This window comes from Polaribacter sp. R2A056_3_33 (genome assembly GCF_019278485.1).
Taxonomy (GTDB): Bacteria; Bacteroidota; Bacteroidia; order Flavobacteriales; family Flavobacteriaceae; genus Polaribacter.
This window is the reverse complement of sequence record NZ_CP058984.1, coordinates 2,119,298-2,144,207: the sequence shown is the minus strand read 5'-3', so window position 1 is coordinate 2,144,207 and position 24,910 is coordinate 2,119,298. Positions and strand designations below refer to the sequence as shown.

Sequence of the window (24,910 nt, the reverse complement as noted above, 5' to 3'; positions counted from 1 at the left end):
TTAATTATTTTGAATAAATTTTGATAAGTTTTCTTTGTCCATTTGTACCACAGACCAATCATTTAAATACGTGGCTCCTGTACTTTTATAAAATTCTACTGCATTGGTATTCCAATCTATTACTTCCCACGCAACTCTCTTAAAATTATTGTCATGAGCATATTTTAAAACAGCTGTATACAATGCTTTTCCGGCACCTACTTTCTGTTTACTTTGGGTTACTATTAAGTCTTCTAAATGAATAGTTCTTCCTTTCCAGGTAGAATAACGTTCGTAAAACAAAGCAATACCAATAATATTATTTTCTTGCTCTGCTACAAAAACTTTAAACTTAGGATTCTTAGAAAAACCATCTTTTATTAAATCATCTACTGTTACTTCTACAGCATCTGGTTCTTTCTCAAAAACTGCTAATTCTGTGATTAAATTCAGCACAGATTGCATGTCTTTTTCTTCTCCTAATCTTACAGTAAAGTCCATCTTTTTATAAATTTTAATCAAAGATAGTTATTTACATATCTACCAAAAATATTTGAAGATTTTAGACAATTATTTTTGAATTGTTTAAATTTCTGAAGGAAAATTAAATAACTAAAACGTTGTAGTAACTTTAAAAAATATAGATATTTGTTAAAATTAACAACACAACACGCAAAATGACAGGAAAAAAACAAACTTTAGGTGAATTTATTATTGAACATCAACATGCTTTTAAATATAGTTCTGGAGAACTTTCTAGTCTTTTAAATTCTATAAGATTAGCAGCAAAAGTAGTAAATCACGAAGTTAACAAAGCTGGTTTGGTAGATATTATTGGTGCAGCTGGAGACACAAATATTCAAGGTGAAGATCAACAAAAATTAGACGTGTATGCTAATGATAAGTTTATACAGACTTTAACAAGAAGGAATATTGTTTGTGGTATTGCTAGTGAAGAAGAAGATAGTTTTATTTCTATTAATAGTAACGATGAGAATCATCAAAATAAATATGTTGTTTTAATTGATCCTTTAGATGGCTCGTCTAATATTGATGTAAATGTCTCGGTAGGAACGATCTTCTCTATTTATAGACGTATTACTCCTACAGGTACTCCTGTAGAATTAAAAGATTTTTTACAAAAAGGAAGTGCACAAGTTGCTGCTGGTTATGTAGTGTACGGAACTTCTACGATGATTGTTTACACCACTGGAGATGGTGTTAATGGCTTTACATTAAACCCTGCAATTGGTTCTTTTTACTTATCTCACCCAAATATGGAGTTCCCAGAAGACGGAACCATGTATTCTGTAAACGAAGGAAATTATTTAGACTTTCCTTTAGGTGTAAAAAAATATATTAAATACTGCCAGGAAGAAGAAGGAAACAGACCTTATACCAGTAGATATATTGGTTCTTTGGTTTCTGACTTTCATAGAAACATGATAAAAGGAGGTATTTATATGTATCCAAAAGGTTCTAGAAACCCAAACGGAAAACTACGTTTACTCTATGAATGTAACCCAATGGCTTTTATTGCAGAACAAGCTAACGGAAAATCTTCTGATGGTTATATAAGGACTATGGATGTGGAGCCTACTGAGCTACACCAAAGAGTTCCTTTTATTTGTGGAAGTAAAAATATGGTAAATCAGTTAGAGGAATTTATGCAAATACACGGAGAATAAATCTTATTTATACTGTAATCAATTATCAAAACATAAAATACTTGTAAAACCATCCATTTATGGTTAATTTTACAAGCGTAAATAGTATACTAACTTTAAAAAAACATAAAAAAATGGCTTTTCAATTACCGGAATTAGGATACGCTTATGATGCGTTAGAACCAAATATTGATGCAAGAACTATGGAGATTCACCATAGTAAACATCACCAAGGATATACAAATAACTTAAACAATGCAATTGCAGATACGGACTTAGAAGGAAAATCTATTGAAGATATTCTTACTAATTTAGATATGAGCAATGGAGCTGTTAGAAATAATGGTGGTGGTTTTTACAATCATTCATTATTCTGGTCAGTTTTAAACCCAAATGATAGAGGATATTTATCTGGTGAATTAAAAGATGCTATTGAAGCTGCTTTTGGTACTAAAGATGATTTTATTGCCGCTTTTTCTAAAGCAGCAGCTACTCAGTTTGGTTCTGGTTGGGCTTGGTTATGTGTTTTACCAGGAGGTAAAGTAGAAGTTTGTTCTACACCAAACCAAGACAATCCATTAATGCCAGGTGTAACTTGTGGAGGAACTCCAATCTTAGGATTAGACGTTTGGGAACATGCTTACTACTTAAACTACCAAAACAGAAGACCAGATTATATCAATGCATTTTTTGATGTAATTAACTGGAACGAAGTTGAAAAACGTTACGCAGCAGCAAAATAAGCAACACAGTTGCTTTTAGATATCGCACTCATAAAGTGAATTAACTGAAGAGTAAGATTACTAATTTTCATAAAAAAAGCATCCTAAATTTAGGATGCTTTTTTATTTTACTTACTGTTGCTCTTTTTTAAATATTCTTTATAAGCTTTACTATATTTTTTATAACCAACCTCAACACCTTCTTTCATTTGCTGATGTACTTTTGGATGTTCTTTTTCAAACCATTTAACAAAAGCTAAACCTGGAACAGGAGCCGGATTATAAACAATATTATCCGGAGTCATAGCTTTCTCAAATTCTAATGTTTTTACACGTAGCTTTTCTAATATCTCTTTGTATTTTTTATTAGAAGCTAAGTTATTTAACTGATGTGGATCTTCTTTTAAATTATACAACTCCTCTTTAGGTTTTGTTGCTTCAAAAAATGGTTTTTGAGCGTCATTTAATTTACCTTCTTTATACAGTTTTCTCATCACATGTACAGCAGGTCTGTAAAACTCTAAATAAGCTTGTTGTGCATCATAAGGAATCTCTGGTTTCTCATTTTTAATATAAGACCAATCTTCAGAAATTACAGCTTTAGACTTTTCTTCAATTTCGTCCCATAAATCTCTTGTACCATAAACAAATTCCCTCTCAAAGTCTTTCTTAAAAATTGGTTTTCCGGTCATATAATCAGGAACTTCAATCCCTGCAAAATCTACAATTGTAGCAGTAATATCTGTTGATGAAACCACGTCTTTTCTAACTTGACCACCTTTAAAATGCTTCGGATAATACAGTATAAAAGGAATTCTTAACCCAGTATCTTGTAAATACCCCTTTCCCCGGATATTACAACGACCATTATCTCCAATAAAGATTACAATTGTGTTGTTCGCCATTCCCTTGTCTTCTAATTCATTAAAAATCATTCCAACTTCATTATCCATATATTCGATTTGGTCTAAATACTTAGCCCAATCCAATCGTATTGCAGGATCATCTGCCATATATGGAGGTAACGTTACTGTTTTAGCATCTACAGGATGTTTAGACTTCTCTCTAACGTCATCCCACCAATCTCCCCTATGTGTAACATCTAATTGTATCTGAGCAAAAAAAGGTTGATCTTCTTTTGTAAACGTATCATATTTATCAAACAAACCAAACTCCGTTTTTCCATCCCATTTCCCAATAGGCTTACTTTTAAAATTAACATCTGTCTTCCTTCCTTTTTTCATCACTCCATGATGACCTAATATTGTAGTATAACCTACATCTCTTAACAATTTTGTAAACGGTTTATATATAGAATCTAGAGGCACCCTTCTATTACTTCTATGATGTTGTGAGTTTGTTTTAACTTGATGTGTACCAATCATCATTGCAGATCTACTTGGCGAACATATTGGATTGGTTACAAAAGCATTATCAAAACGAATACCTTCTGATGCCATTTTATTTAAATATGGCGTTTTTACGTTTGGCATTCCATAGATTTCCAAATCGGTACTCATATCTTCTGCCATTAACCAAATAATATTAGGTTGCTGACTCTTAACATCATTTATAACCACTTTTTCTGATGTTTTTTTACAAGATGATATTGCAAGAAGCACTAAAAAAGTAAAAGCTACATATTTTATTAATTTCATATTTAAACACATTAATTGTTATCACGTAAATCTACGCATAATTTATAAAAGCTAAATTACTGAACTCCTACATCATGTAATTACAGTATCAAGAACCAATTAATCATGTAAAAATCGCTATCAATAAAAAAGTGAAAAAAATAAATAAAAAACTTGTCAGAATAATAAAAGATATTATATTTGCACCGCTCTTAGGAATAAGGGTAATTAAAAAGAAAAGTTCTTTTGAAATTATGACTGCGAAAGTAGCTCAGGGGTAGAGCATCACCTTGCCAAGGTGGGGGTCGCGGGTTCAAATCCCGTCTTTCGCTCTATTCAATTACCATGCTGAAGTGGTGGAATTGGTAGACACGCTGGACTTAAAATCCAGTGGTCAGTAATGGCCGTGCGGGTTCAAGTCCCGCCTTCAGTACAATAACCGTTGTTAATCTTTTAGATTTTCAACGGTTTTTTGCTTTTACAAACTTAGGCACTCGCCTACTCCTCACTTTTTATTAAGTTTATTTAATTTCATACTTAAACAATCATCAATAATAACAGCTCTATATCAAATAAAAAAAACATTAAACAATAGACTATTAACACTTTATGTAAAAATATAAAAATAATTAATTATTTCTCCATTTAAACATTGCGTACTACTAATAAAGATAATATATTTGCACTCCTTAGAAATAAGGACAACTATAAAAAAGTTCATTAAAAATAAAAAAGTAAAATTTGATTTAATTACCATCTTTACTTTATAAATAAAATACCATGCTGAAGTGGTGGAATTGGTAGACACGCTGGACTTAAAATCCAGTGGTCAGTAATGGCCGTGCGGGTTCAAGTCCCGCCTTCAGTACAATAACCGTTGTTAATCTTTTAGATTTTCAACGGTTTTTTTTGCTTTTATAAACTTTCCGCCCAACTCACAGCTAATTACACCCTTTGATTATTATACCTGAATATTGTTTCGTAAAAGTATATATTGTAAACAAACACCTTATGAACCTAAACTGAATTAAAGCACTCAGATCAACTATCTATAAACATAAGATTATATGTAAAAAAAAATCCAGCTAAAAGCTGGATTCTTAATTATTCTATTTCATTATCTGAAGATTAGTAACCTCTAAATTAGTTAACTCTCTCCACCTACCTCTCGGTAAGTTTTTCTTAGTTAATTCAGCAAAAACAACTCTATCTAGCTTGCTTACTTTATAACCAACATGTTCAAATATCTTACGAACAATTCTATTTCTACCAGAATGGATTTCGATACCAATTTCAGATTTCGGTTGACCATCTACATAAGAAACAGCATCGATAAACACTTTTCTACCTTCAATAATAACCTCCCCTCGTAATTTCTCTAAATCTCTTAACTCTAATTTTCTATCTAGAGATGCATGATATAGTTTACGAACATTATGTTTTGGGTGTGTTAATTTCTTTGCTAAATCACCATCATTTGTAAACAGCAACAAACCAGTTGTGTTTCTATCTAACCTACCTACAGGGTAAATTCTTTCTTTAGATGCATTTGCAATCAATTCCATTACTGTTTTTCTACCTCTATCATCATCCATTGTGGTAATGTAGTTCTTAGGCTTATTCAGTAAAATATATCTTTTTTGTTCTGGTGTAATAGAAGTTCCATCAAAACGAACAATATCGTCTGGCTGAACTTTATATCCCATTTCTGTCACCAACTTTCCATTTACCTCTACACTACCGTGCTCTATATACGTATCTGCTTCTCTACGAGAACATACTCCAGAATTTGCAATATATTTGTTTAAACGGATCCCTGAGGCGTCATTACTTGCCTTTGGAGTTTCTTTAATTTTGGTAAAAGTTTTCTTTGGAGTTTTTCTAGCTACAGGTTTGCTTTTTCTACTTAAAGGAGTACTTTTTTTACCTTCTTGTCGTCCTCTCGACGAGTTTTTATTTGAATTCATTACTTAAAAATTTTTGCAAAAATACGCAAAAAAACCTTAATTCAATCGGTCTATTACTTTTTCTACAATTAGTTCAGGCTTTATAAAAATTAAAGAGAAAACTCCTATTAAAAGCAACACTTTCAAAACGTTATGCATTAATCTATAATGTTTCGTTTCGGAAGAATTCCATAAATAAAAGCCTAAAAAAACAAGAACAAATAAAGCAAAGTAAAAATAATATCTCATGTAGCTTAAAGCTGGATAACTAAACAAAACTACAATAGGAAACAACGTTAAAAACAATAAGAATATTGATAATTTCTTTGTTCTTACCTCTCCATAAAAAACAGGAAAAGTATCGTAATCATTCACAATTGCTCCCTTCATACTCTGCAAATCTTTCAACAACTCTCTAACCATTATTACTAGAAACAAGAAAATTGCATGAACAAAAATGATTTTAGAAAAGTTCTGAAAATACACAAATACAGCAAAAAAAGGCAAAATGGTAAGTATAGTAGCAGAAACTAAACCTGTAAAAGGATACTTCTTAAGCTTGTGAGAGTAAAACCAAATAGCAAATATATAAATAGCAAAAAACAAAGCTGCTCTAACAGATATTAGGTAACCAAAAATAAAACCTAAAAAATTTAAAGCAAAATAAAGCTTTAACTTCGTAGACTGTTTTACATAATTATCTAAGCCCGTTTTTAATGGTCTATTTATGCGATCTACCTTTGCATCATAAAAATTATTAATAATATAACCAGACGCCACCACACATATACTTGCTAAAACAATGTATAACAAGTCTGCATCAAAAACAATTGTTCTGAGAGATTTTGTAGGCGAAAAAACAAAAATAGCCGCTAAGTATTGCGCTAAAACTAAAACAAGAATATTATACCCCCTGATTACAGAAACTAAGCTTAAAAGTTTAAAAATAATTCTTTTGACTTTAAAACTAGGCATATATTTAGAATCTATAAACCAACTCTAACTTATAATCTTTAAGACTTTTTTGAGCTTTTTCATAATCTTCAGTAAAACCTAAAATATAACCACCACCACCAGAACCACAAAGTTTCAGGTAATAATCATTTGTTTTAATTCCATTTTCCCAAACTTTATGAAAAGCATCAGGAATCATCGGTTTAAAGTTCTTTAAAACTATCTTGGATAATGATTTTACATTTCCAAATAAAGATTTCACGTTTCCTCCTAAGAAATCCTCGATACAAGCGTCTGTAGTAGTTGCAAATTCTTCGCTGATCATTTTTCTAAAACCTTCGTTTTTCATCTTATTCATAAAGATGTTAACCATAGGCTCCGTTTCTCCTATTTGCTCAGAATCTAACAAGAAAACAGCACCTTTTCCTTGTTTTTGAGAAGGAATACCCGCTGGCTCTACATTGTCTTTAGAGTTGATTAAAATTGGCAAACTTAAGTAACTATTTAAAGGATCTAAACCAGAACTTTTACCATGAAAAAAAGATTCCATTAAAGAAAAAACTCCTTTTAATCTTAACAATTTTTCTCTTGTTAAATTTTCTAAAACTGTTATTTTATTATCCGCATATTTATCATAAATAGACGCCACTAAAGCGCCAGAACTACCAACTCCATAACCTTGTGGAATTGAAGAATCGAAATACATTCCGTTTTCAATATCTGTTTTAAGACTAGATAAATTAAACGAAACTAACTCTGTTTCTAGAGAAGATAAATATTTATAAAAACGTTCTAAATTTTGGTTGGAAACTTTAGGTTTTCCAGATAAATCTGATGACGTTTTTAACGCTCCTCTATAAGCATTAAACGGAATAGCCAACCCTTTAGAATCTTTGATGATTCCATATTCTCCGAAGAGAAGAATTTTAGCATAAAACAATGGTCCTTTCATTTTTCTTTTTTATAGTGTTGCAAAAATACGAATTAATAAATTAACAAAACCTTATTAAAAATTCTTGTAAAAAGTTTTCCAGACACCAACTTTTTCTCCTTTTGTATATTTTCCTTTTTCCTTATTCTTTCCGTTTTTATAATACGTTTTCCAAACACCTTCCTCTAAACCATCCACATAGGTTCCAGAAGTTCTTAATTCGCCAGATTCATAAAACTCAGAAAAAACGCCATCATACTTCCCTTCAGAATAGCCTATTTTTCTAAAAATATTACCGCTTTTGTAGTAATACTTTACTTCGTTACCATCAGTAGGAACTACTTTGTAATAATATGATTTAACTTTATTTGTTTCCTTTAAGTCTGCATCTAACCACGTAGTTTTTTGAGCAGAAATGGTTATTGTTAAAAAGAAAATTAAAATTGATAGTAACTTTATAAAAGCTTTCATTTAAATTATTTTTTATTCAGACATTCTATTTCTTATTAGCTCCAAACCCCACAGAGTCATAAATATACTGATTTTTTTGGCAGTATTTAGAAAGTTCTTTATCTATAAATTGATTCACTTTTTCTTTTTCTACCTCAGGATACAACACATGCACATTTGCACCAGCATCTAAGGTAAAACAGATATTGCTATCATTTTCGGTTCTATATTCCCAAATTTTATTGATAATTTCTAAGGTATTTGGTTTCATCAAAATAAAATACGGATTGCTTGTCATCATCATTGCATGCAACGTTAATGCTTCACTTTCTACCAAACTGACGAATGCTTTTATATCTCCGTTTTGTAAAATTTCTGATATCTTACTCAAGTTATCATTTGCTTGTGTAAAACGACTTTCTGCATACGGATGCTCATGCATTAAATTATGACCAACTGTACTAGAAACTTGTTTTTCGCCTTTGTCTACTAACAAAATAGCATCTTGATAATTATGAAAAACAGTATGTAATTTGTATGGAAATTGTACGCCATACAAATCTGAACTTCCTTCTATTTCTGGGTGATTTCCCCAAACAACCATTGGCCCTTCTATACTTCTACTGGCACTTCCAGATCCTAAACGTGCTAAAAAAGAAGCTTTTTTATTAATTTCTTCTACTGATAAATCAGGATTTAATTCAGCCTCTAAACTCATTAAACACATAGCAATGGCACTTAATCCGCTTGCAGATGATGCGATTCCGCTAGAGTGTGGAAAAGAATTTTCCGAATTAATTATCATTTTATAATCAAAAATATAAGGACAATATTCTTGTATTCTTGTGAAAAATTCTGCAATTTTTGGTTTGAATGCATCTTTTTGTTTTCCTTCGAAAAACAAATCGAAATCTACTATTTCCGACTTTACTTTTTTCTCAAAATCAATCGTAGTAATTGTATGACAATTGTTTAATGTAAAACTAATAGAAGCGTTTTTTGGTATTTGCGGATTGCTCTTTCCCCAATATTTTACCAACGCAATATTACTTGGTGTTTGCCAAGTAAAGCTTGCTTTTTCTACCGAATTGTTATTTGATTTCGAAATAAATTGTGCTGTATCCAAACGTCTTGATTTTGCACCAAAGATAAAACTATTTCAAAGAATTTTCAGTTAACTTTTTAAGTACATTTTCTTTGTACGTTCTACTTATAGGAATTGCATTTTTTTCAATTTCAATAAATTCATTCGTATAAGAATCTGTCTTATTTAAATTGATAATATAAGACCTATGAATTCTTAAAAATTGTTGAGAAGGCAATTTCATTTCCAAATTACTAATCGTTTCTCTAGTTACTAAAACGGTGTCTTTTGTATGAATTTTGATATAATCAGATAAACTCTCAACATATAGAATATCATCAAAATTAATCTTTACCATTTTACGTTCTGAACGCACAAAAATATAATCGCTTTTAACAGAGGGTTCTTCAACATCAACCTGACTCACAATAACAGTTTGCGTTTCAAAAAACTTATTAACGGCTTGTAAAAAACGATCAAAAGCTATAGGTTTTAACAAATAATCTACGGCTTGCAAATCGAAACCATCAACAGCATATTCTCTGTAAGCTGTTGTAAAAATAATTTTAGACTTCTTGTTTATTGATTTTGCCAAAGACAAACCAGAAATGTCTGGCATATTAATATCTAAAAAGAATAAATCTATATTATTAGAATTTGCTATTTCGAAAGCTTCCATGGCATTTTTGCAACTTTTTACCAAATTTAAATTCGGAATTTTAGCCACAAAAGTTTCTAAAATATTTCTAGCAACTGGCTCGTCATCAACAATAACACAATTAATGGTATTCATTTTTCAGCAATTTGTTTTCATATTGTAAGTACCTTGAGATTTCTCGTCATTCGTACCTCTTTCTGTCGAAATGACAATTTTAATTAAAACTCAATTTTTAAATGTACTTTAAAAGTATCATTATTTTCAATTATTTCTAATTGATATTTGCCTGGATACAACATTTCTAAACGTTTTCTAATGTTCGGAAGTCCAATTCCAGTATTCGTTTCTTCTTTTCTTTTGGATGAATTTTCAATCTCAAAAAACAAACAATTATTTGCTGTTTTTAGACGAATATCAACATTTAAAACTCCGTCAATAATTACACCATGCTTAAAACTATTTTCTACAAAAGGAATTAATAACATTGGCGGAATTTGAAGAGAATCGTTCAGTTTATCTTTACTGAAATTCACTTTTAAAGTATCATGAAAACGCATTTTCTCTAATGAAATATAATCTTCCAAATGATGTATCTCTTCTACTAACGGCACTTTTGGCTTTTCTACTTGATATAGAATATAATCTAATAAATTAGATAATTTTAAAATCATTTCTGGTGCTTCATCCGCTTTAGCGATTGCAAAACCATAAATTGTGTTTAAAGAGTTAAATAAAAATAAAACACAAACCCCACTACTTCTATCATTAAAATAGTTGTAGCGACAAAAACACCTGAATAAATAGTATAAAGAACAAATTTCTTATATTGTTTTTTTAATAAATATTTAGGAATTAAATCATATACAAAAACATACGCAATAATTAATGTTACAATACTTAAAAGAGAAGAAAACCAAAATAAAAAAGCTTTGTTTGATGAACCTACACTAAAAAAACTTTTGAAGAAAAACCAAACAATCATCCAACATAAAAAATGTATTGGTATTTTTTTTAAGACTAATATCAGTTCTTTTTGCATATGTTACAAAATAAAAATAAAGATTTAATTTTTAGGATAATTAGCGACGGATTACTTATTTTAATCTCTAAAAAACAAATTTGACACTTTTTATACTAAAACTACCTGTTTTTTGTAGAAACCAAGTAAAAAGGATTCATTCATCTCAAATATATTTTAAGAACAAACATTACCAATATTTTTGAAACGAATTTAAAAACTTATATTATGACTTACATAACCGAAGGAGGTACTCAATTTATGATCCCTTTATTAATTCTATTCTTTTTAACACTTTTTTTAATTGCAAAAAGTTTTAAAGTAAATTCAGATAAAAACAGAGAACTTATTAAATCTGTAAGTTTATTTGCGCTTGTTTTTGGTTTTTTTGGTCTTTTTCTCGGATTATACCAAATGTTTACTGTGATTGCAATAGCAAACAGTGTATCTCACGGTGTTTTAGCTGTGGGGTTAAAATGTGCAATTACAGCAACTTTATTTGGTTTTATCATTTTTCTTATTGGTAGATTAGGTGTAATTGCACTTACGTGGATTAAAAAAGAATAAGTAAAAAATTACTTGATAAAAATACCCATTTCATTAATTCTGAAATGGGTATTTTTGCATTCTATGCATACAAAAAAAGTTTTTCTACTTCTAAACGGAGAACCTCCAATAGCAATTCCTAATTTGGAGGAATACGAAATTATTTGTGCTACAGATGGCGCTTATCAATTTTTAGAAAAAAATAAAATAAAACCCGATTTTATTAGCGGCGATTTTGATTCAATAAAAAACCTACCAAAAGATATTGAAGTAATTCATACTCCGAATCAAGATTTTACAGATTTTGATAAAATCCTTCAGATTCTATTTGATAAAAGTTTTAAAAACGTTGATGTTTTTGGTGCCAGCGGAAAAGAACAAGACCATTTTTTAGGAAATTTGCACACCGCCATTCAGTGGAAAAACAAATTAAACCTTACTTTTTTCGATAATCATAGTCGTTATTTTTTAGCGGATAAAAATACTGAAATCTTAAATTCTGTTGATAAAACAATTTCATTAGTTCCTTTCCCAAAAGCAAAAAACATTTGCACTTTAGGATTGCAATATCCTTTAGATAAGGAAGATTTAGTTTTCGGAGAAAGAATTGGCACAAGAAATAAAGCAATTACAAACGATATAAAAATTACTTTTGAAAGCGGAGAATTATTCATTTTCATCAACCATTAAAAACGAATACATTGAGTAGAAAAATAAAATTATTGTGGGATTTTAGAGGTCCTGATGCACAAGAAACAGCAAAACATCATACCATTCATTTAAAAGAATTTGCAGAAATGGAAAACTTAACTTTTCATGAAATTAATATTGAAGAAAAAAATCCAATGTTATTTTCTGCCTTCATTACAGTAGATGAAAAAGATATGAAAGTTTATAGAGATGCATTAAAACCTCATCGAGGTGAAGTTGGATAAGATTGTTAATTATTATACAACAAATACACTTTTTTATTTTTCCTAATATAAAATTAACTAATTTTGCAATGTCATAACTTGTATGGCAAAAAATAATGAAGCAGAAACACCAAATACTAAAAGTACTATTACTCATTTCAATTTATTGTTCTGGTATGTATCTTTCTGCAAATACAACTTCTTATTTTAACGCACAAAATGCGAACCAAGATACAGAACAGCTTACCTATTTAGTTACAGCTTCTAAAGTATTTCATGCGCATACACAACAATCAGAAAACTTAGTTTCTGAAACAATAGATTTTTCATTACCCAATTTTAAATTGTCTTCAGACGATTTATTAGCAATTTCTTATACAACTAAACTAGAGTTCAATTCTAAGTTTAAACAGTATAAAAACTACTTAGAAAACACCCTAATTAGACAACGAAAGTCTGATCTTATTTTTCCTTTCCATAATTTTTGGTAACCCTTTATTTTATTTACTAACAACTACCTTTTACGTAGTTAAAATAAAACATTGATATGTTGCGGATACCCGTTTCATATAAAAATCAGTATATCAAAAAAAATTAAAAAACATAAAATGGATTTAGGTACAATAATAATAGGAGTAATATGTATTGCATTATGTGCACTACCTTTTGTATTAACAAATAAAAACAAAAAAAATAAAGAAAAAAAAGTATTAAACTCATTGAAAGAGTTTGCAAAACAGCATAATTCTGAAATTACAGAGCACGAAATTAGTGAATGTTATGCAATTGGTTTAGATGAAAATAAACATGCAATTTCATTTTTACAAAAAACAAAAGAGCAAGTTAATCTTCAGTTTATAGATCTTAACACTATTAAAAACAGCGAGATAAATAACATAAGTAAATCTATAGGTAAGAACGAAACAACACTAGACAAGTTAAACTTAAAACTGAACGTTATCGGTAAAAACAAACCTAGTATTGTTCTTGAATTTTATAATTCAGATATTAATTTTCAACCTGGCAATGAGTTTGATTCTATAGAAAAATGGAACAAAATAATTAATTCATTACTTCAAAATCAGCAACAAAATAAAGCTGCATAATACCCTTAAAATAATAACGAATCTTACTAATTTATATACACAAAATAAGATTCGTTATTATTTATATAGCACTCAACACCAAATAGGTCATTGATGTTTTCCTAAAATTGATATAAAAAACTATATTGAATTTGATTAAAATAAAAGAGGTACGTCATTTGAAGTTAGATATTCTTTATTAGTTTTGTTGTTAGGAAAAGTAAACTCCTAACAAAACTTTATAAATGCAACCTTTTATATTTAATCATATTGCCCTTTCTGTAAAAGATGTAGATACATCTATAGCGTTTTATCAAAAAGTACTACAACTAAAAGAGATTAAAAATACTGCCTCTAATTCAAAAACAAGATGGTTATCTCTTGGTGAAGGAAAACAACTTCATATAATTCCTCGTCCTGATGCGATCATTAAAACGAATAAAGCTGTGCACTTTGCTTTATCAACCAAGGATATTGCAACATTTATACTCCATTTAAAAGAATTAAAAATTGAGTATTCCGATTGGATCGGTACACCAAACAAAGATTATGTTAGAAATGACGGTATTCTACAAGTGTATTTTCAAGACCCAAACGGATATTGGATTGAAGTAAATAATGATGTCTAATAGATACTATTTCCATTTAATACCACATCCCATACTTGGTTTTTGGTTTTCTAAAGCGGGTTTATTTTCTAATAAATTATCCAGAGAATTACGTAAATCAATTCCTGTTACCGGTTTTCCGTTTCCTGGTCTAGAATTGTCTAATTGTCCGTGATAAACAGCTTTTAAATCTTTATCAAAAACATAAAAATCGGGGGTACATGCAGCATCATACGCTTTTGCTACCTCCTGCGTTTCATCGTATAAATACGGAAAAGGATAGTTTTCATCGTTAGCAAGTTGCTTCATCAATTCAGGCGAATCTTGTGGATAATTCTCAACATCATTAGCACTTATCGCAATAAAGTTAATTCCTTTTTGTTGATACTTGTTTGCCATTTTTACCAACTCACTATTTACATGAATTACAAACGGACAATGATTACAAATAAACATAATTACTGTTCCTTTTTCTCCTTTTGCTTCGTTTAAAGAAACAAAAGAGTTATCAACTGTATTTAATAAAGTAAAATCAGGTGCTATTGTTCCGTTTTTAAACTCGTTCGATTCTGCTCTTGCCATAATTATATTCTCTTTTATTATTTTTTCACCACTCGTCATTGCAAGGAACGAAGCAACCTCTCCGTTAAAAAACAGATTACTTCGTTCCTCGCAATGATATTTTTAATATTTTAATCTTCTGCCAAAGCATTTGCACAAATAAAACCACTTGTCCACGCATTTTGGAAATTGAAACCTCCAGTAACAGCATCAATATTTAAAACTTCACCAACAAAAAATAGATTTTGGTGTTTCTTACTTTCAAAGCGTTTAAAGTTAATTTCTTTTAAATCGATTCCTCCAGCAGTTACAAATTCATCTTTAAAAGTAGTTCTTCCGTTGGCATTAAAAACACCTTTTGTCAATTGGTTTGCTAAACCTTCTAATTGATTATTATTTAAATCTGCCCAATTCTGAGTTGCACTAATTCCTGCTGCAAGCACAAAACGCTCCCACAATCTTTTAGAAACCTCAGCAAAAGGAGATTTTAAAATAGCCGTTTTTCTAGGTTCTTTCTTTTTTAAATTTAAAAGAACATTTAAAACTTTATCGGTTGGTCTAGACAACCAGTTTACCTCTACGTTATATTGATAATTTTTATCAGCCAAAATTCTTGCGCCAAAGGCGGATAATTTTAAAACCGCGGGACCACTCATTCCCCAATGTGTAATTAACAAAGGTCCGGATGCTTCTAATTTTGTTCCAGAAATGGTAACTGTAGCATTTGGCACAGAAGTTCCTAATAAATCTACCAATCTTTTATCGTTAATATTAAAGGTAAATAAAGACGGAACTGGTTCTACAACGCTATGATCTAATGTTTGGCATAATTCCCATACTTTTTTAGAACTTCCTGCAGCAATCACTAATTTATCAGCTTCAAAAACTTGTTCTTTTGTGTTGATAATCCATTTATTATCTTGTTGAGAAACCGAATTTACACCACAGTTTGTTAACACTTTAATTCCTAAGTTATCAACAGCATTTTGAAAACAATCTATAATTGCCTGACTTGTATTTGCTTCTGGAAAAACACGATTATCGTCTTCTATTTTTAAAGGAACTCCTCTGTTTTCGAACCATTCAAAAGTATCGCCTGTCATAAACTGGTGAAAAGGCCCTAACAATTCTTTTTTTCCTCTTGGATAGAATTCTGTTAAGTCCTTTGGAATAAAACATGCGTGTGTAACATTACATCTTCCACCTCCAGAAATTTTCACCTTTTGTAAAACGTCTTTTCCTTTTTCGAGAATTGTAATATCTAATTCAGGGTTATTTTCTTTAGCGTTTATCGCTGTAAAATATCCTGCTGCTCCTCCTCCAATAATTATTACTTTACTCATTTGTTTATCTTATATAAAACCTCTCGACTGCGCTCGAGGAGACATTTAGAATATTAATTGTCAGGTCGAGCGCAGTCGAGACCTAATATTTTATTATAAAACCATATGACTGTAAGTCAATATGGTTTCAAATCCTTTATTTTTAAAATAGCTTGGTGTTGATGCGTCTCCTGTAACTAAAACAAAATCTCCTCCCCAAGCACCTAAACTTTTTACCGATCCAAAATAGTCTGAAAACAACTTCTCTTTAACTGTTTTTAGTTTTATAATTGAACTGATAATTTGTTCATGTTCAACTATTAATTCCTCAAATTCTTGTAATGATTTTGTAGTTAAAAATTCCTCAGAAATTTCTGAAATTCTCTTTATTTCTTTATCAAAATTGATGTTACTCTCCCTGAACTTTGCAATTCCTTCTTTAGAATCTTGCTTCTGATTTAAATGAACAAAAAACAAATTCTCTTTAAAATTCGGGTTGAATGTTACTTGCTCAACAACAGGTTCTTTATTTTCTATTTGATAAAAAACTGGCGTATCGTTTTGTGCACAAGCAATATCATAACCACTTCCTTTAAAGGAATTCCAAAGCAATTGAAAAGCATCTACTTTTGCCCAAGATGCTACAGAATTTATTAATGTAGATGAAGTTCCTAATCCCCAATTTCTTGGAAATGTAAGGTTTGTTTTTACAACAAATCCGTTTTCTGATGCTAAAAAATCTGGATTTAAGTTTTTAGCTTCTTTTAAAATATCTAACAACGTTTCTGCAATAACCTCTCCACTTCCTTCTTTATCGGAATTGAAAGTACAATTTATCAAACGTAGTTTTTTTAAATCGAAAACAGCCTCAAACCAACATTCTCCGGTGTGTGTAAAACTTCCCCAAATAATTTGAGGTTCTTTTATTTTCTCAACACTTAAATTTTGTCCAAATTTAGTTGGAATTGCCAAAGATTTTGCGCCATCTAAAACAAGATATTCTCCTGTTAATAAAAGTTTTCCGTTAGAATAAAAATTCATTATACCAATCCAAATTGTTTAAAATGATGTGTAAAATGTTTTACATGAAATTTCTGCCAATACTCATAATCTAACTCTCCAAAAAACGGATGATTTTCAGCTTTGGCTATTTCAAAATGAACTTTAAAAGCATCAATTTGAATGAATAAATCATGAATTGCTTCACCTACAGAATTAAATTTTAAGGCATTTGGTTCTTCAGACAACATACTTGCTTTAAACCCAACTTGCAACTCCCCTTCTGTATTTAAAAAAGGTTTTCTTCTTGCTGATTTTTCATCAGAAACATAATAATCAGCAGCTATTTTTCCATTAGAAATTTGTAATAAAAAACTTAAATGTTCTATCATTTGTTGCCCATTCATCTTCCCAAAAAGCGGCTTTGTCTTTTCATCAATCTTAGCCAGTTTATAACTTACCAAGTTCTTATTAAAAAAATCAATCCAATTGATAGAAGGTTTTCTTAAAGCATCTATTTTTTCTACAACTGCAGAATGTGTCACTGTCTTTTTATCAAAAAAAGCTGTAACTATTTCTTTTTCTTCTTCGGTAGCATTAAACTGATTTAAGATATTCTGTAAATGCATTTTCATGTGTCCATGCTGAATTCCCATAGTCGTTAAAGCTCTTAAAGCTGCAAAATTTTGAGCCAAACCTGCTGCTGCCATAATTTGCATTAAAGTTCTTGCAGATGGTTTTTGCAACATTTCTAAAGATAACTTTGCTAGAGGATGTAAACCTGTTAAGCCACCAACGGTTCCTAAAGCCAACGGAATATCAATCCAGAATTTAAAAATTCCATCATCAATAGTACAATGAGACAAGCTAGAGTATTGTCCGGATTTAGAAGCGTACGCGTGCGCACCAGCTTCTACTGCTCTAAAATCGTTACCAGTAGCTAAAACAACAGCATCAATTCCATTCATAATTCCTTTATTATGCGTTACCGCTCTATAAGGTTCTATTTCTGCAATTTTTACTGCTTGGTAAAATTTCTCTGCAAATCTCTGAGGATTCTCACCTCCTAATTCTTCTATCTTACAACTCACTTCTGCCCTAACCAAACATTCTGGAACGTAGTTAGAAAGTATGCTCATTACAATTTCTATATCGTCTTTTTCAAACTTTTTAGCAATTGCTTCTAAACATGAGTTTATAAAATTTGCACCCATTGAATCTTTCGTTTCAAAGGTTGCGTGCAGTTGATAATAGTTTTCTAATTTATCAGTTTTATCAACTAATTTTATATCTAAAATTCCACCACCACGTTTTTCCATATTTTTAGTGATGGAAGCCGTTGCAGCAAATAATTCTGTTTTATTTTTATTAAAATAGTCTTCAAGATTGGTTTTATCTCCAGCATACATAAAATGGACTTGCCCAATTTTTGTTGTACCAATTACCTTGGTTTTAAAACCTCCTCTTGTACTCCAAAATTTACCAACTAAAGAAGCAGCTGCTACTACAGAACTTTCTTCTACCACCATAGGAATTACATAAGTTCTATCATTAATTACAAAATTTGGTGCAATACCAAAAGGCATGTAAAAGTTAGAAATTGTATTCTCAATAAAGTCATCATGAAGTTGTTGCAATTCAGCATCATCATTCCAATATTGTTTAATTATATCTTTTGTATGGGAATGATTGTGGAAATAATTCTCTGTTAACCACGTAATTTTTTCATCTTTCGTTAACTTAGAAAAACCAGAAATAAGTTTGCTCATTAATTTGGGTATAAAACTATCAACAACAAAGATAAGTCAAACTGTTAAAACATTAATAGATAATCAACATTTATGGATTTTTAAGATATTTTTTATGGATTTTTGCGTAAACTTGGCAAACTTTTATCAAATACAAGGTCTACAATGAGAAAAGGAGTCTCCCTTACAGTTATTTTACTATTAATTAACTGTATAACATTTGCACAAGTAAATGCAAGTAAAACATCAAACAAAAAAAACATAACATTAGAAGAAATCTGGAACGGAACATTTTCTGCAGATAGAATGAATTCTTTAAATTCTATGAATGGCGATTATTATGCTGTTTTAGATTTTAATAGATCATCTAGATCGGTTACTGTGGATAAATACAGTTACAAAACTTTAGAAAAAGTTGAAACAATTGTAAATAGTGCCGATTTAAAAGGTTTAAATAGTTTCTCTTCTTATAGTTTTAATAATGATGAAACCAAACTGATTTTAGGAACCAACTTCCAACAAATTTATCGTCATTCTAAAAAAGGAACCTATTATGCCTATGATATTGCTTCTAAAGAATTGACGTTGATTGGTGAGGCAATTCAAGAACCCGTTTTTTCTCCGGACAATAAAAATGTAGCGTATGCTAAGGACAATAACATTTTTATTAAAAATGTAGCTTCAAACCAAATTACTCAGGTAACAATGGATGGTAAAATAAATGAAATCATCAACGGAATTACAGACTGGGTCTATGAAGAAGAATTTGCTTTTGTAAGAGCTTTTGAATGGAATAAAACAGGAACTCATTTAGCTTTTTTACGTTTTGATGAAACCAACGTTCCTACTTTTTCTATGGATGTTGTTGGTACAGAATTATACCCAACACAACAAGTTTTTAAGTATCCTAAAGCAGGTGAAAAAAATGCAGATGTTACTTTACACATGTATACGCTTTCATCTAAAAATACAGAAACAATTTCTTTAGGAGATTATGAATATATTCCTAGAATTAAATGGTCTAATGATTCAGATATTTTAGTTGCAACGACTTTAAACCGTCATCAAAATAACTTAAACCTACACAAAGTTAATTCTCAAAATGCTACTGCTTCTTTATTATTAAATGAAACTGATAAAGCGTATGTAGATATTACAGACAATCTTACTTTTTTAGCTGATAACAGTTTTATTTGGACAAGCGAAAAGGATGGTTACAACCATATTTATCATTATGATTTTAATGGTAAATTAATCAATCAAATTACAAAAGGAGATTGGGAAGTAACCAACTACTACGGTTTTAACGAAAAAAAGAAAACCATCTATTATCAATCTGTAGAAAACGGATCTATCAATAGAGGTGTGTATTCTATCAACATAAAAGGAAAAAAGAAACAGTTATTAAGTAATGAAAGCGGACAAAATACTGCGTCATTCAGTAAAAACTTAAACTTCTTTATCAACACATATTCATCAGCAGAAACACCACCTATTTATTCTTTATACACTGCTAAAGGACAAATGTTAAAGGTGATCAAAAATAATGATGCTTTAAAAGAAAGATTATCGGCATATAAAATGAGTCCTAAAGAGTTTTCTACAATCAACATTAACGGAAACGACTTAAACATGTGGATGATTAAGCCTTTAGATTTTGATGAAAACAAGAAATATCCACTTTTAATGTTTCAATATTCTGGACCAGGTTCTCAACAAGTTGGAAATACTTGGAACGGTAGCAATGATTATTGGCACAATATGTTAGCCCAAAAGGGAATGATTGTAGTTTGTGTTGATGGACGTGGTACTGGTTTTAAAGGTGCCAATTTTAAAAAAGTAACTCAAAAAGAATTGGGTAAATATGAAGTTGAAGATCAAATAGCAGCAGCAAAAAAATTAGTAGAACGTTCTTATATAGACAATAATAATGTTGGTATTTGGGGATGGTCTTATGGTGGTTTTATGAGCACCAATTGTATTTTAAAAGGAAATGATATTTTTACCACAGCAATAGCAGTAGCTCCGGTTACTTCTTGGCGTTTTTACGATTCTGTTTATACAGAACGTTATATGCAAACTCCGCAAGAAAACGCAAGTGGTTATGATGATAATTCGCCATTTAATTATGCAAATAAATTAAAAGGAAACTACTTATTAGTTCACGGAACTGGTGATGATAATGTACATGTACAAAACTCTTACAGAATGATAAATTCTTTAATTGAAGCTAATAAACAATTTGATATGTTTATTGTACCAGACCGAGCACACGGAATTTATAAAGGAAGAAATACTCGTTTAAATTTGTTCACAAAAATGACTAACTTTATCGACGAAAATTTAAATACAGAATCAACTAAATAAAAGGATAAACTATGAGTAATTTAATAAAAGAACCACACGAAAAAGAATTATTTGAGCATCCTGTAGGATTGTACGTATTATTTTTTGTTGAAATGTGGGAACGTTTTTCATATTATGGAATGCGTGCAATTTTAACCTTATATCTTGCTGCTCCAATTATTATAGGAGATCCTCAATCTGGTTTTGGTTGGTCTAATGGAGAAACTTTATCTTTTTACGGAACATATACCATGTTTGTGTATTTAACTTCCATTCCTGGAGGCTGGATTGCAGATAAATTTATAGGACAGAAAAAAGCAGTAATGCTGGGAGGAATTTTACTATGTATTGGTCATGGAATTTTAGCAGTAGAAGCACAATGGGCATTCTTTACAGGACTTCTTTTTATTGTTATTGGTGTAGGTTTTTTAAAACCAAACATCTCTACAATGGTTGGTGGTTTGTACAAACAAGGAGATGAAAGAAGAGATAAAGGTTTTTATGTTTTCTATATAGGAATTAACTTAGGAGCTTTCTTAGGAGCTATTTTAGTTGGTGCAGTAGCCGCTAAATATGGCTGGCATTATGGTTTTGGTTTAGCAGGTATCGGTATGGCACTAGGACAAATTGTATATATGTATGGCTTAAAATATTTAGGTAGTGTTGGAAATTTTATCGGTAATGCAGATTCACCTGATAAAGAATTACTAAAAAAACCTTTAACAAAAATTGAAAAAGATAGAATGTTAGTAATGTTCTTATCTTTCTTAATTATTATTGTTTTTTGGGGTGCTTTTGAACAAGCCGGTGGGTTAATGAGTTTATATACAGAACAAAAAACAAATAGAATTTTATCTTTCTCTTTACCTTTAATTGGAAATGAAATTCCTGCAGCTGTTTTTCAATCTGTTAATGCCTTTTTTATTATTGTTTTAGGTACTGCAGTTGGTGGGTTTTGGTATAATTGGAAAAAGAAAGGAAGAGAATCTTCTTCTTTATTTAAGATGGCGATAGGTGTAATTATTATGGCTTTTGGTTTTTTCTTTATGAGTAAAGCTGCTTCTGAAGTAGTTATGAATGGAGATGAAGTAGCAGAAAAATCTGCAATGATTTGGTTAATATTAGCATACCTTTTTCATACTATTGGTGAGCTTTGTGCTTCTCCGGTTGCATTGTCTTTTATCACTAAGTTAGCACCGTTAAAATACGCTTCTCTAATGATGGGAGCATATTTTGCTGCAACTGGTTTAGGTAATAAAGTCGCAGGTTTTATTGGTGGACTTTCTGAAGATGCTGGAGATTTTGAAGTATTTACAGGAATCGCAATAACATGTACTATTTTTGGTTTATTATTAATTGCAATTCTAAAACCTCTAAAGAGGCTAACACATGGAGCTGAAGATAGGCAAGCAATTAAAAATGAAGAAACAGAAGGTTTCGAACTAGCTGATAATTAATGAAACAAAATAATAAACCTCATAAATGATATCTTAATGAGGTTTGTTATACTTATATAATTTTATTTTACATGAATACAGCCAAATACAGATTTGAAGGTTCAGAAATGAACAATAAATTATTGCTAGGACACCCAGCAGGTTTATTTATTTTATTTTTCACAGAAATGTGGGAGCGTTTTTCATATTATGGAATGCGTGCATTATTAGTTATTTTTTTAATATCATCATTAACTGATGGCGGTTGGGCTTGGAGTCGTGAAGATGCTTTAAGTTTATACGGTACATACACAATGTTAGTTTACTTTACTCCTATTATTGGAGGTATTTTAGCCGATAGATTTTTAGGATACAGAAATGCAGTTGTTATAGGTGCTTTATTAATGACACTTGGACACGCAGCGATGGCATTCGATACTCCTTGGGCATTATATGTAGGTATTGGTTTACTAATTGCAGGAAATGGTTTCTTTAAACCTAATATTACTTCAATTATTAATGGTGTTTATAAAAACGCTCAAGAAAAAAAGGATGGTGCATTTACTATTTTTTATATGGGTGTAAATGCTGGTGCTTTTTTAGGTATTATGCTTTGTGGTTATGTAGGTGAAACTTATGGTTGGCATTTTGGTTTTGGTTTAGCTGGTATTTTTATGTTTTTCGGAATGTTACAATTCTATTTCGCTCAAAGCATTTTTGGTAATGTTGGTACAAAGCCAAGTAAAATTGTTGATTTATCTGATGCAGTTGCTAGTAAAGATGAAAAGAGTTATGACGATGTACCAAGCAATGTACAGAGAGACAGATATATTGTTGTTGGTATTTTAGCATTCTTTACTATTTTCTTTTGGGCTGCATTTGAGCAAGCCGGTGGTTCTATGACTATTTTTGCTAAAGATTATACCAATAGAGTATTAGAAGGTAGCGCTGCAAATATTTTTAGAATCGCAAATACACTACTTACTGTTGTTCCTTTAATGATTATTACCTATGTTTTAATTAGTTTATTTAAAATTACTTTTAAAAAATATGCATTATCTAATCTTTTCTTAGGAATCAGTTTTGCAATAATTTGGATCATAGTAATCATCATGTTAAAAAACCAGTTTAGTGAAGTTTCTACGGAAATACCTGCTTCTTGGTTTGGTATCTTAAATTCATTCTTTATTATAACATTTGCGCCATTATTTTCTAAAATATGGGAAAGTAAATTCAATCCACCTGCAACCGTAAAATTTGGTGTCGGATTAATATTATTAGGACTAGGGTTCTTAGTTTTGGCCTATGGTTCTGCAAGTATACCTCAAGGTGCACAAACAGCATCAGTAAGTGTTATTTGGCTTATTTTAGCCTATTTACTTCACACTTTAGGTGAATTAAGTTTATCTCCTGTAGGCTTGTCTTACGTTTCTAAACTAGTACCAGGAAAAATGATTGCTATGATGTTTGGTCTATGGTATATAGCTGTTGGTATGGGAAATAAATTAGCTGGTTTGATGGGAGGAATGATTGATGAAATAACAACGAAATACTCTATGAGTACCTTCTTTTTAATTTTCACTTTTGTACCTATCATTGCAGGTCTTTTAATTATGAGCTTAACGCCTTTATTAAAAAAACTAATGCACGGAGTAAAATAAACTTCATCAAAATAAATGAAAAAAAGAGCTTTTTTAAAGGCTCTTTTTTTTTGTAAATTAGACATAAATATTACGACTCAATAATTATGAAAAAACTGATATTACTTATTGCTGTTTGCCTATTTTGTATAAATACAAATGGACAAGAAAATATTAAATGGCTTGATTTTGAAGAAGCTATCGAATTAAACAAAGCAAATCCTAAACCTATTTTAGTTGATATATATACAGATTGGTGTGGCTATTGTAAAAAAATGGATTTAAACACTTACTCTAACAAAACCATTGGTGATTATATAAATAAAAACTTTTACGCTGTTAAACTAGACGGAGAAGGTAAAAAAGACATTGTTTTTAATGATCATACATTTAAATTTCAAAAAGAAGGTAGACGTGGCTATCACCAATTAGCAGCTTCTTTAATGGATGGAAAATTATCGTATCCAACTACCCTCTTTTTGTCGGAAGATGTACAGTTATTAGATAAAATCCCTGGTTATTTAGACAAAGAAATTATGGAAAAAATATTAGTCTATTTTTCTGAAGAAGTATACAAAACTAAAAAATGGGAAGACTTTAATACCGATTTTAAAAGCAGTTTAAAATAATACTATTATAGACATAAACACCTACACGTT

The 24,910-nt window shown here is 30.4% G+C and carries 25 protein-coding genes, 3 tRNA genes and 1 pseudogene; 15 read left to right on the top strand and 14 right to left on the bottom strand.

Going from position 1 to position 24,910, the window contains the following annotated elements; genetic code table 11:
* Window positions 1-480, bottom strand: coding sequence for a GNAT family N-acetyltransferase (locus H0I29_RS08980; protein WP_218755145.1), 480 nt, complete (start codon window positions 478-480; stop codon window positions 1-3).
* Between the two features lie 176 nt (window positions 481-656).
* Here H0I29_RS08980 and fbp point away from each other — a divergent pair, with 176 nt between their 5' ends.
* Entirely contained in the window at window positions 657-1,667 is a 1,011-nt protein-coding gene (fbp, locus tag H0I29_RS08975) for a class 1 fructose-bisphosphatase (RefSeq protein WP_218755144.1), read from the top strand.
* Between the two features lie 113 nt (window positions 1,668-1,780).
* Entirely contained in the window at window positions 1,781-2,389 is a 609-nt protein-coding gene (locus tag H0I29_RS08970; protein WP_218755143.1) for a superoxide dismutase, read from the top strand.
* A gap of 107 nt (window positions 2,390-2,496) precedes the next feature.
* Here H0I29_RS08970 and H0I29_RS08965 read toward each other — a convergent pair whose 3' ends face one another.
* Window positions 2,497-4,026: a sulfatase gene (locus H0I29_RS08965; protein ID WP_218755142.1), complete on the bottom strand. Its 1,530-nt coding sequence runs from the start codon at window positions 4,024-4,026 to the stop codon at window positions 2,497-2,499.
* Window positions 4,027-4,265: 239 nt separating this feature from the next.
* Between H0I29_RS08965 and H0I29_RS08960 the strand changes: the two genes are divergently transcribed.
* The 3 genes from H0I29_RS08960 to H0I29_RS08950 all read left to right on the top strand — a co-directional run bounded on the left by H0I29_RS08960 (window position 4,266) and on the right by H0I29_RS08950 (window position 4,873).
* Window positions 4,266-4,337, top strand: a tRNA-Gly gene (locus H0I29_RS08960).
* Window positions 4,338-4,352: 15 nt separating this feature from the next.
* Window positions 4,353-4,438, top strand: a tRNA-Leu gene (locus H0I29_RS08955).
* Between the two features lie 349 nt (window positions 4,439-4,787).
* Window positions 4,788-4,873: transfer RNA gene (locus H0I29_RS08950), tRNA-Leu, on the top strand.
* 241 nt (window positions 4,874-5,114) lie between these two features.
* Here H0I29_RS08950 and H0I29_RS08945 read toward each other — a convergent pair.
* The 7 genes from H0I29_RS08945 to H0I29_RS18355 all read right to left on the bottom strand — a co-directional run bounded on the left by H0I29_RS08945 (window position 5,115) and on the right by H0I29_RS18355 (window position 10,726).
* Window positions 5,115-5,972, bottom strand: coding sequence for a pseudouridine synthase (locus H0I29_RS08945; protein WP_208891008.1), 858 nt, complete (start codon window positions 5,970-5,972; stop codon window positions 5,115-5,117).
* 36 nt (window positions 5,973-6,008) lie between these two features.
* Window positions 6,009-6,926 (bottom strand): geranylgeranylglycerol-phosphate geranylgeranyltransferase, encoded by a 918-nt coding sequence (locus tag H0I29_RS08940; RefSeq protein WP_218755141.1) that lies wholly within the window; start codon window positions 6,924-6,926, stop codon window positions 6,009-6,011.
* Between the two features lie 4 nt (window positions 6,927-6,930).
* Complete coding sequence (locus tag H0I29_RS08935; protein ID WP_218732444.1) at window positions 6,931-7,857, bottom strand: mevalonate kinase; 927 nt, start codon at window positions 7,855-7,857, stop codon at window positions 6,931-6,933.
* A gap of 54 nt (window positions 7,858-7,911) precedes the next feature.
* Window positions 7,912-8,307 carry a toxin-antitoxin system YwqK family antitoxin gene (locus H0I29_RS08930; protein WP_218755140.1) on the bottom strand — a complete coding sequence of 132 codons (396 nt, stop codon included), beginning with the start codon at window positions 8,305-8,307 and terminating at the stop codon, window positions 7,912-7,914.
* A 25-nt stretch (window positions 8,308-8,332) separates the two neighbouring features.
* Window positions 8,333-9,412 (bottom strand): diphosphomevalonate/mevalonate 3,5-bisphosphate decarboxylase family protein, encoded by a 1,080-nt coding sequence (locus H0I29_RS08925; RefSeq protein WP_218732442.1) that lies wholly within the window; start codon window positions 9,410-9,412, stop codon window positions 8,333-8,335.
* Window positions 9,413-9,440: 28 nt separating this feature from the next.
* Entirely contained in the window at window positions 9,441-10,163 is a 723-nt protein-coding gene (locus H0I29_RS08920; RefSeq protein WP_218755139.1) for a LytTR family DNA-binding domain-containing protein, read from the bottom strand.
* An 83-nt stretch (window positions 10,164-10,246) separates the two neighbouring features.
* Window positions 10,247-10,726, bottom strand: coding sequence for a sensor histidine kinase (locus H0I29_RS18355; RefSeq protein ID WP_254712749.1), 480 nt, complete (start codon window positions 10,724-10,726; stop codon window positions 10,247-10,249).
* Between the two features lie 548 nt (window positions 10,727-11,274).
* On the opposite strand from H0I29_RS18355, the gene H0I29_RS08910 reads away from it, so the two are divergent.
* The 6 genes from H0I29_RS08910 to H0I29_RS08885 all read left to right on the top strand — a co-directional run bounded on the left by H0I29_RS08910 (window position 11,275) and on the right by H0I29_RS08885 (window position 14,220).
* Window positions 11,275-11,613 carry a MotA/TolQ/ExbB proton channel family protein gene (locus H0I29_RS08910; RefSeq protein ID WP_218732440.1) on the top strand — a complete coding sequence of 113 codons (339 nt, stop codon included), beginning with the start codon at window positions 11,275-11,277 and terminating at the stop codon, window positions 11,611-11,613.
* A 63-nt stretch (window positions 11,614-11,676) separates the two neighbouring features.
* Window positions 11,677-12,282: a thiamine diphosphokinase gene (locus H0I29_RS08905; RefSeq protein ID WP_218732439.1), complete on the top strand. Its 606-nt coding sequence runs from the start codon at window positions 11,677-11,679 to the stop codon at window positions 12,280-12,282.
* 11 nt (window positions 12,283-12,293) lie between these two features.
* The gene (locus tag H0I29_RS08900) at window positions 12,294-12,527 is read left to right on the top strand and encodes a hypothetical protein (protein WP_218732438.1); all 234 of its coding nucleotides are present in this window, start codon (window positions 12,294-12,296) and stop codon (window positions 12,525-12,527) included.
* 95 nt (window positions 12,528-12,622) lie between these two features.
* Window positions 12,623-12,997 (top strand): hypothetical protein, encoded by a 375-nt coding sequence (locus H0I29_RS08895; RefSeq protein WP_218732437.1) that lies wholly within the window; start codon window positions 12,623-12,625, stop codon window positions 12,995-12,997.
* Between the two features lie 117 nt (window positions 12,998-13,114).
* Window positions 13,115-13,612, top strand: coding sequence for a hypothetical protein (locus H0I29_RS08890; protein ID WP_218732436.1), 498 nt, complete (start codon window positions 13,115-13,117; stop codon window positions 13,610-13,612).
* A 224-nt stretch (window positions 13,613-13,836) separates the two neighbouring features.
* Window positions 13,837-14,220 carry a VOC family protein gene (locus H0I29_RS08885; protein WP_218755138.1) on the top strand — a complete coding sequence of 128 codons (384 nt, stop codon included), beginning with the start codon at window positions 13,837-13,839 and terminating at the stop codon, window positions 14,218-14,220.
* 6 nt (window positions 14,221-14,226) lie between these two features.
* Here H0I29_RS08885 and H0I29_RS08880 read toward each other — a convergent pair whose 3' ends face one another.
* From H0I29_RS08880 to H0I29_RS08865, 5 genes and pseudogenes are all read right to left on the bottom strand, one after another.
* Window positions 14,227-14,781 carry a thioredoxin family protein gene (locus H0I29_RS08880; RefSeq protein WP_218755137.1) on the bottom strand — a complete coding sequence of 185 codons (555 nt, stop codon included), beginning with the start codon at window positions 14,779-14,781 and terminating at the stop codon, window positions 14,227-14,229.
* 110 nt (window positions 14,782-14,891) lie between these two features.
* Entirely contained in the window at window positions 14,892-16,103 is a 1,212-nt protein-coding gene (locus H0I29_RS08875; RefSeq protein WP_218732433.1) for an NAD(P)/FAD-dependent oxidoreductase, read from the bottom strand.
* A 93-nt stretch (window positions 16,104-16,196) separates the two neighbouring features.
* Window positions 16,197-17,123 (bottom strand): GYDIA family GHMP kinase, encoded by a 927-nt coding sequence (locus H0I29_RS08870; RefSeq protein WP_218755136.1) that lies wholly within the window; start codon window positions 17,121-17,123, stop codon window positions 16,197-16,199.
* The gene (locus H0I29_RS18350; RefSeq protein WP_254712748.1) at window positions 17,123-17,332 is read right to left on the bottom strand and encodes a DUF1569 domain-containing protein; all 210 of its coding nucleotides are present in this window, start codon (window positions 17,330-17,332) and stop codon (window positions 17,123-17,125) included. The genes H0I29_RS08870 and H0I29_RS18350 overlap by 1 nt, the downstream gene beginning before the upstream one ends.
* A 249-nt stretch (window positions 17,333-17,581) precedes the next feature.
* Window positions 17,582-18,850: pseudogene (locus H0I29_RS08865) on the bottom strand (hydroxymethylglutaryl-CoA reductase, degradative); the annotation flags it as partial.
* 144 nt (window positions 18,851-18,994) lie between these two features.
* Here H0I29_RS08865 and H0I29_RS08860 point away from each other — a divergent pair.
* The 4 genes from H0I29_RS08860 (at window position 18,995) to H0I29_RS08845 (ending at window position 24,880) form a co-directional block, all read left to right on the top strand.
* Window positions 18,995-21,196, top strand: coding sequence for a S9 family peptidase (locus H0I29_RS08860; RefSeq protein WP_218755135.1), 2,202 nt, complete (start codon window positions 18,995-18,997; stop codon window positions 21,194-21,196).
* 11 nt (window positions 21,197-21,207) lie between these two features.
* On the top strand, window positions 21,208-22,632 hold the full coding sequence (locus H0I29_RS08855) for a peptide MFS transporter (RefSeq protein WP_218755134.1): 1,425 nt from the start codon (window positions 21,208-21,210) through the stop codon (window positions 22,630-22,632).
* Between the two features lie 71 nt (window positions 22,633-22,703).
* A complete protein-coding gene (locus tag H0I29_RS08850; protein WP_218732428.1) occupies window positions 22,704-24,272 on the top strand; it encodes a peptide MFS transporter in 1,569 nt (522 codons plus the stop codon).
* Between the two features lie 86 nt (window positions 24,273-24,358).
* On the top strand, window positions 24,359-24,880 hold the full coding sequence (locus tag H0I29_RS08845) for a DUF255 domain-containing protein (RefSeq protein ID WP_218755133.1): 522 nt from the start codon (window positions 24,359-24,361) through the stop codon (window positions 24,878-24,880).
* Window positions 24,881-24,910 lie beyond the last annotated feature (30 nt).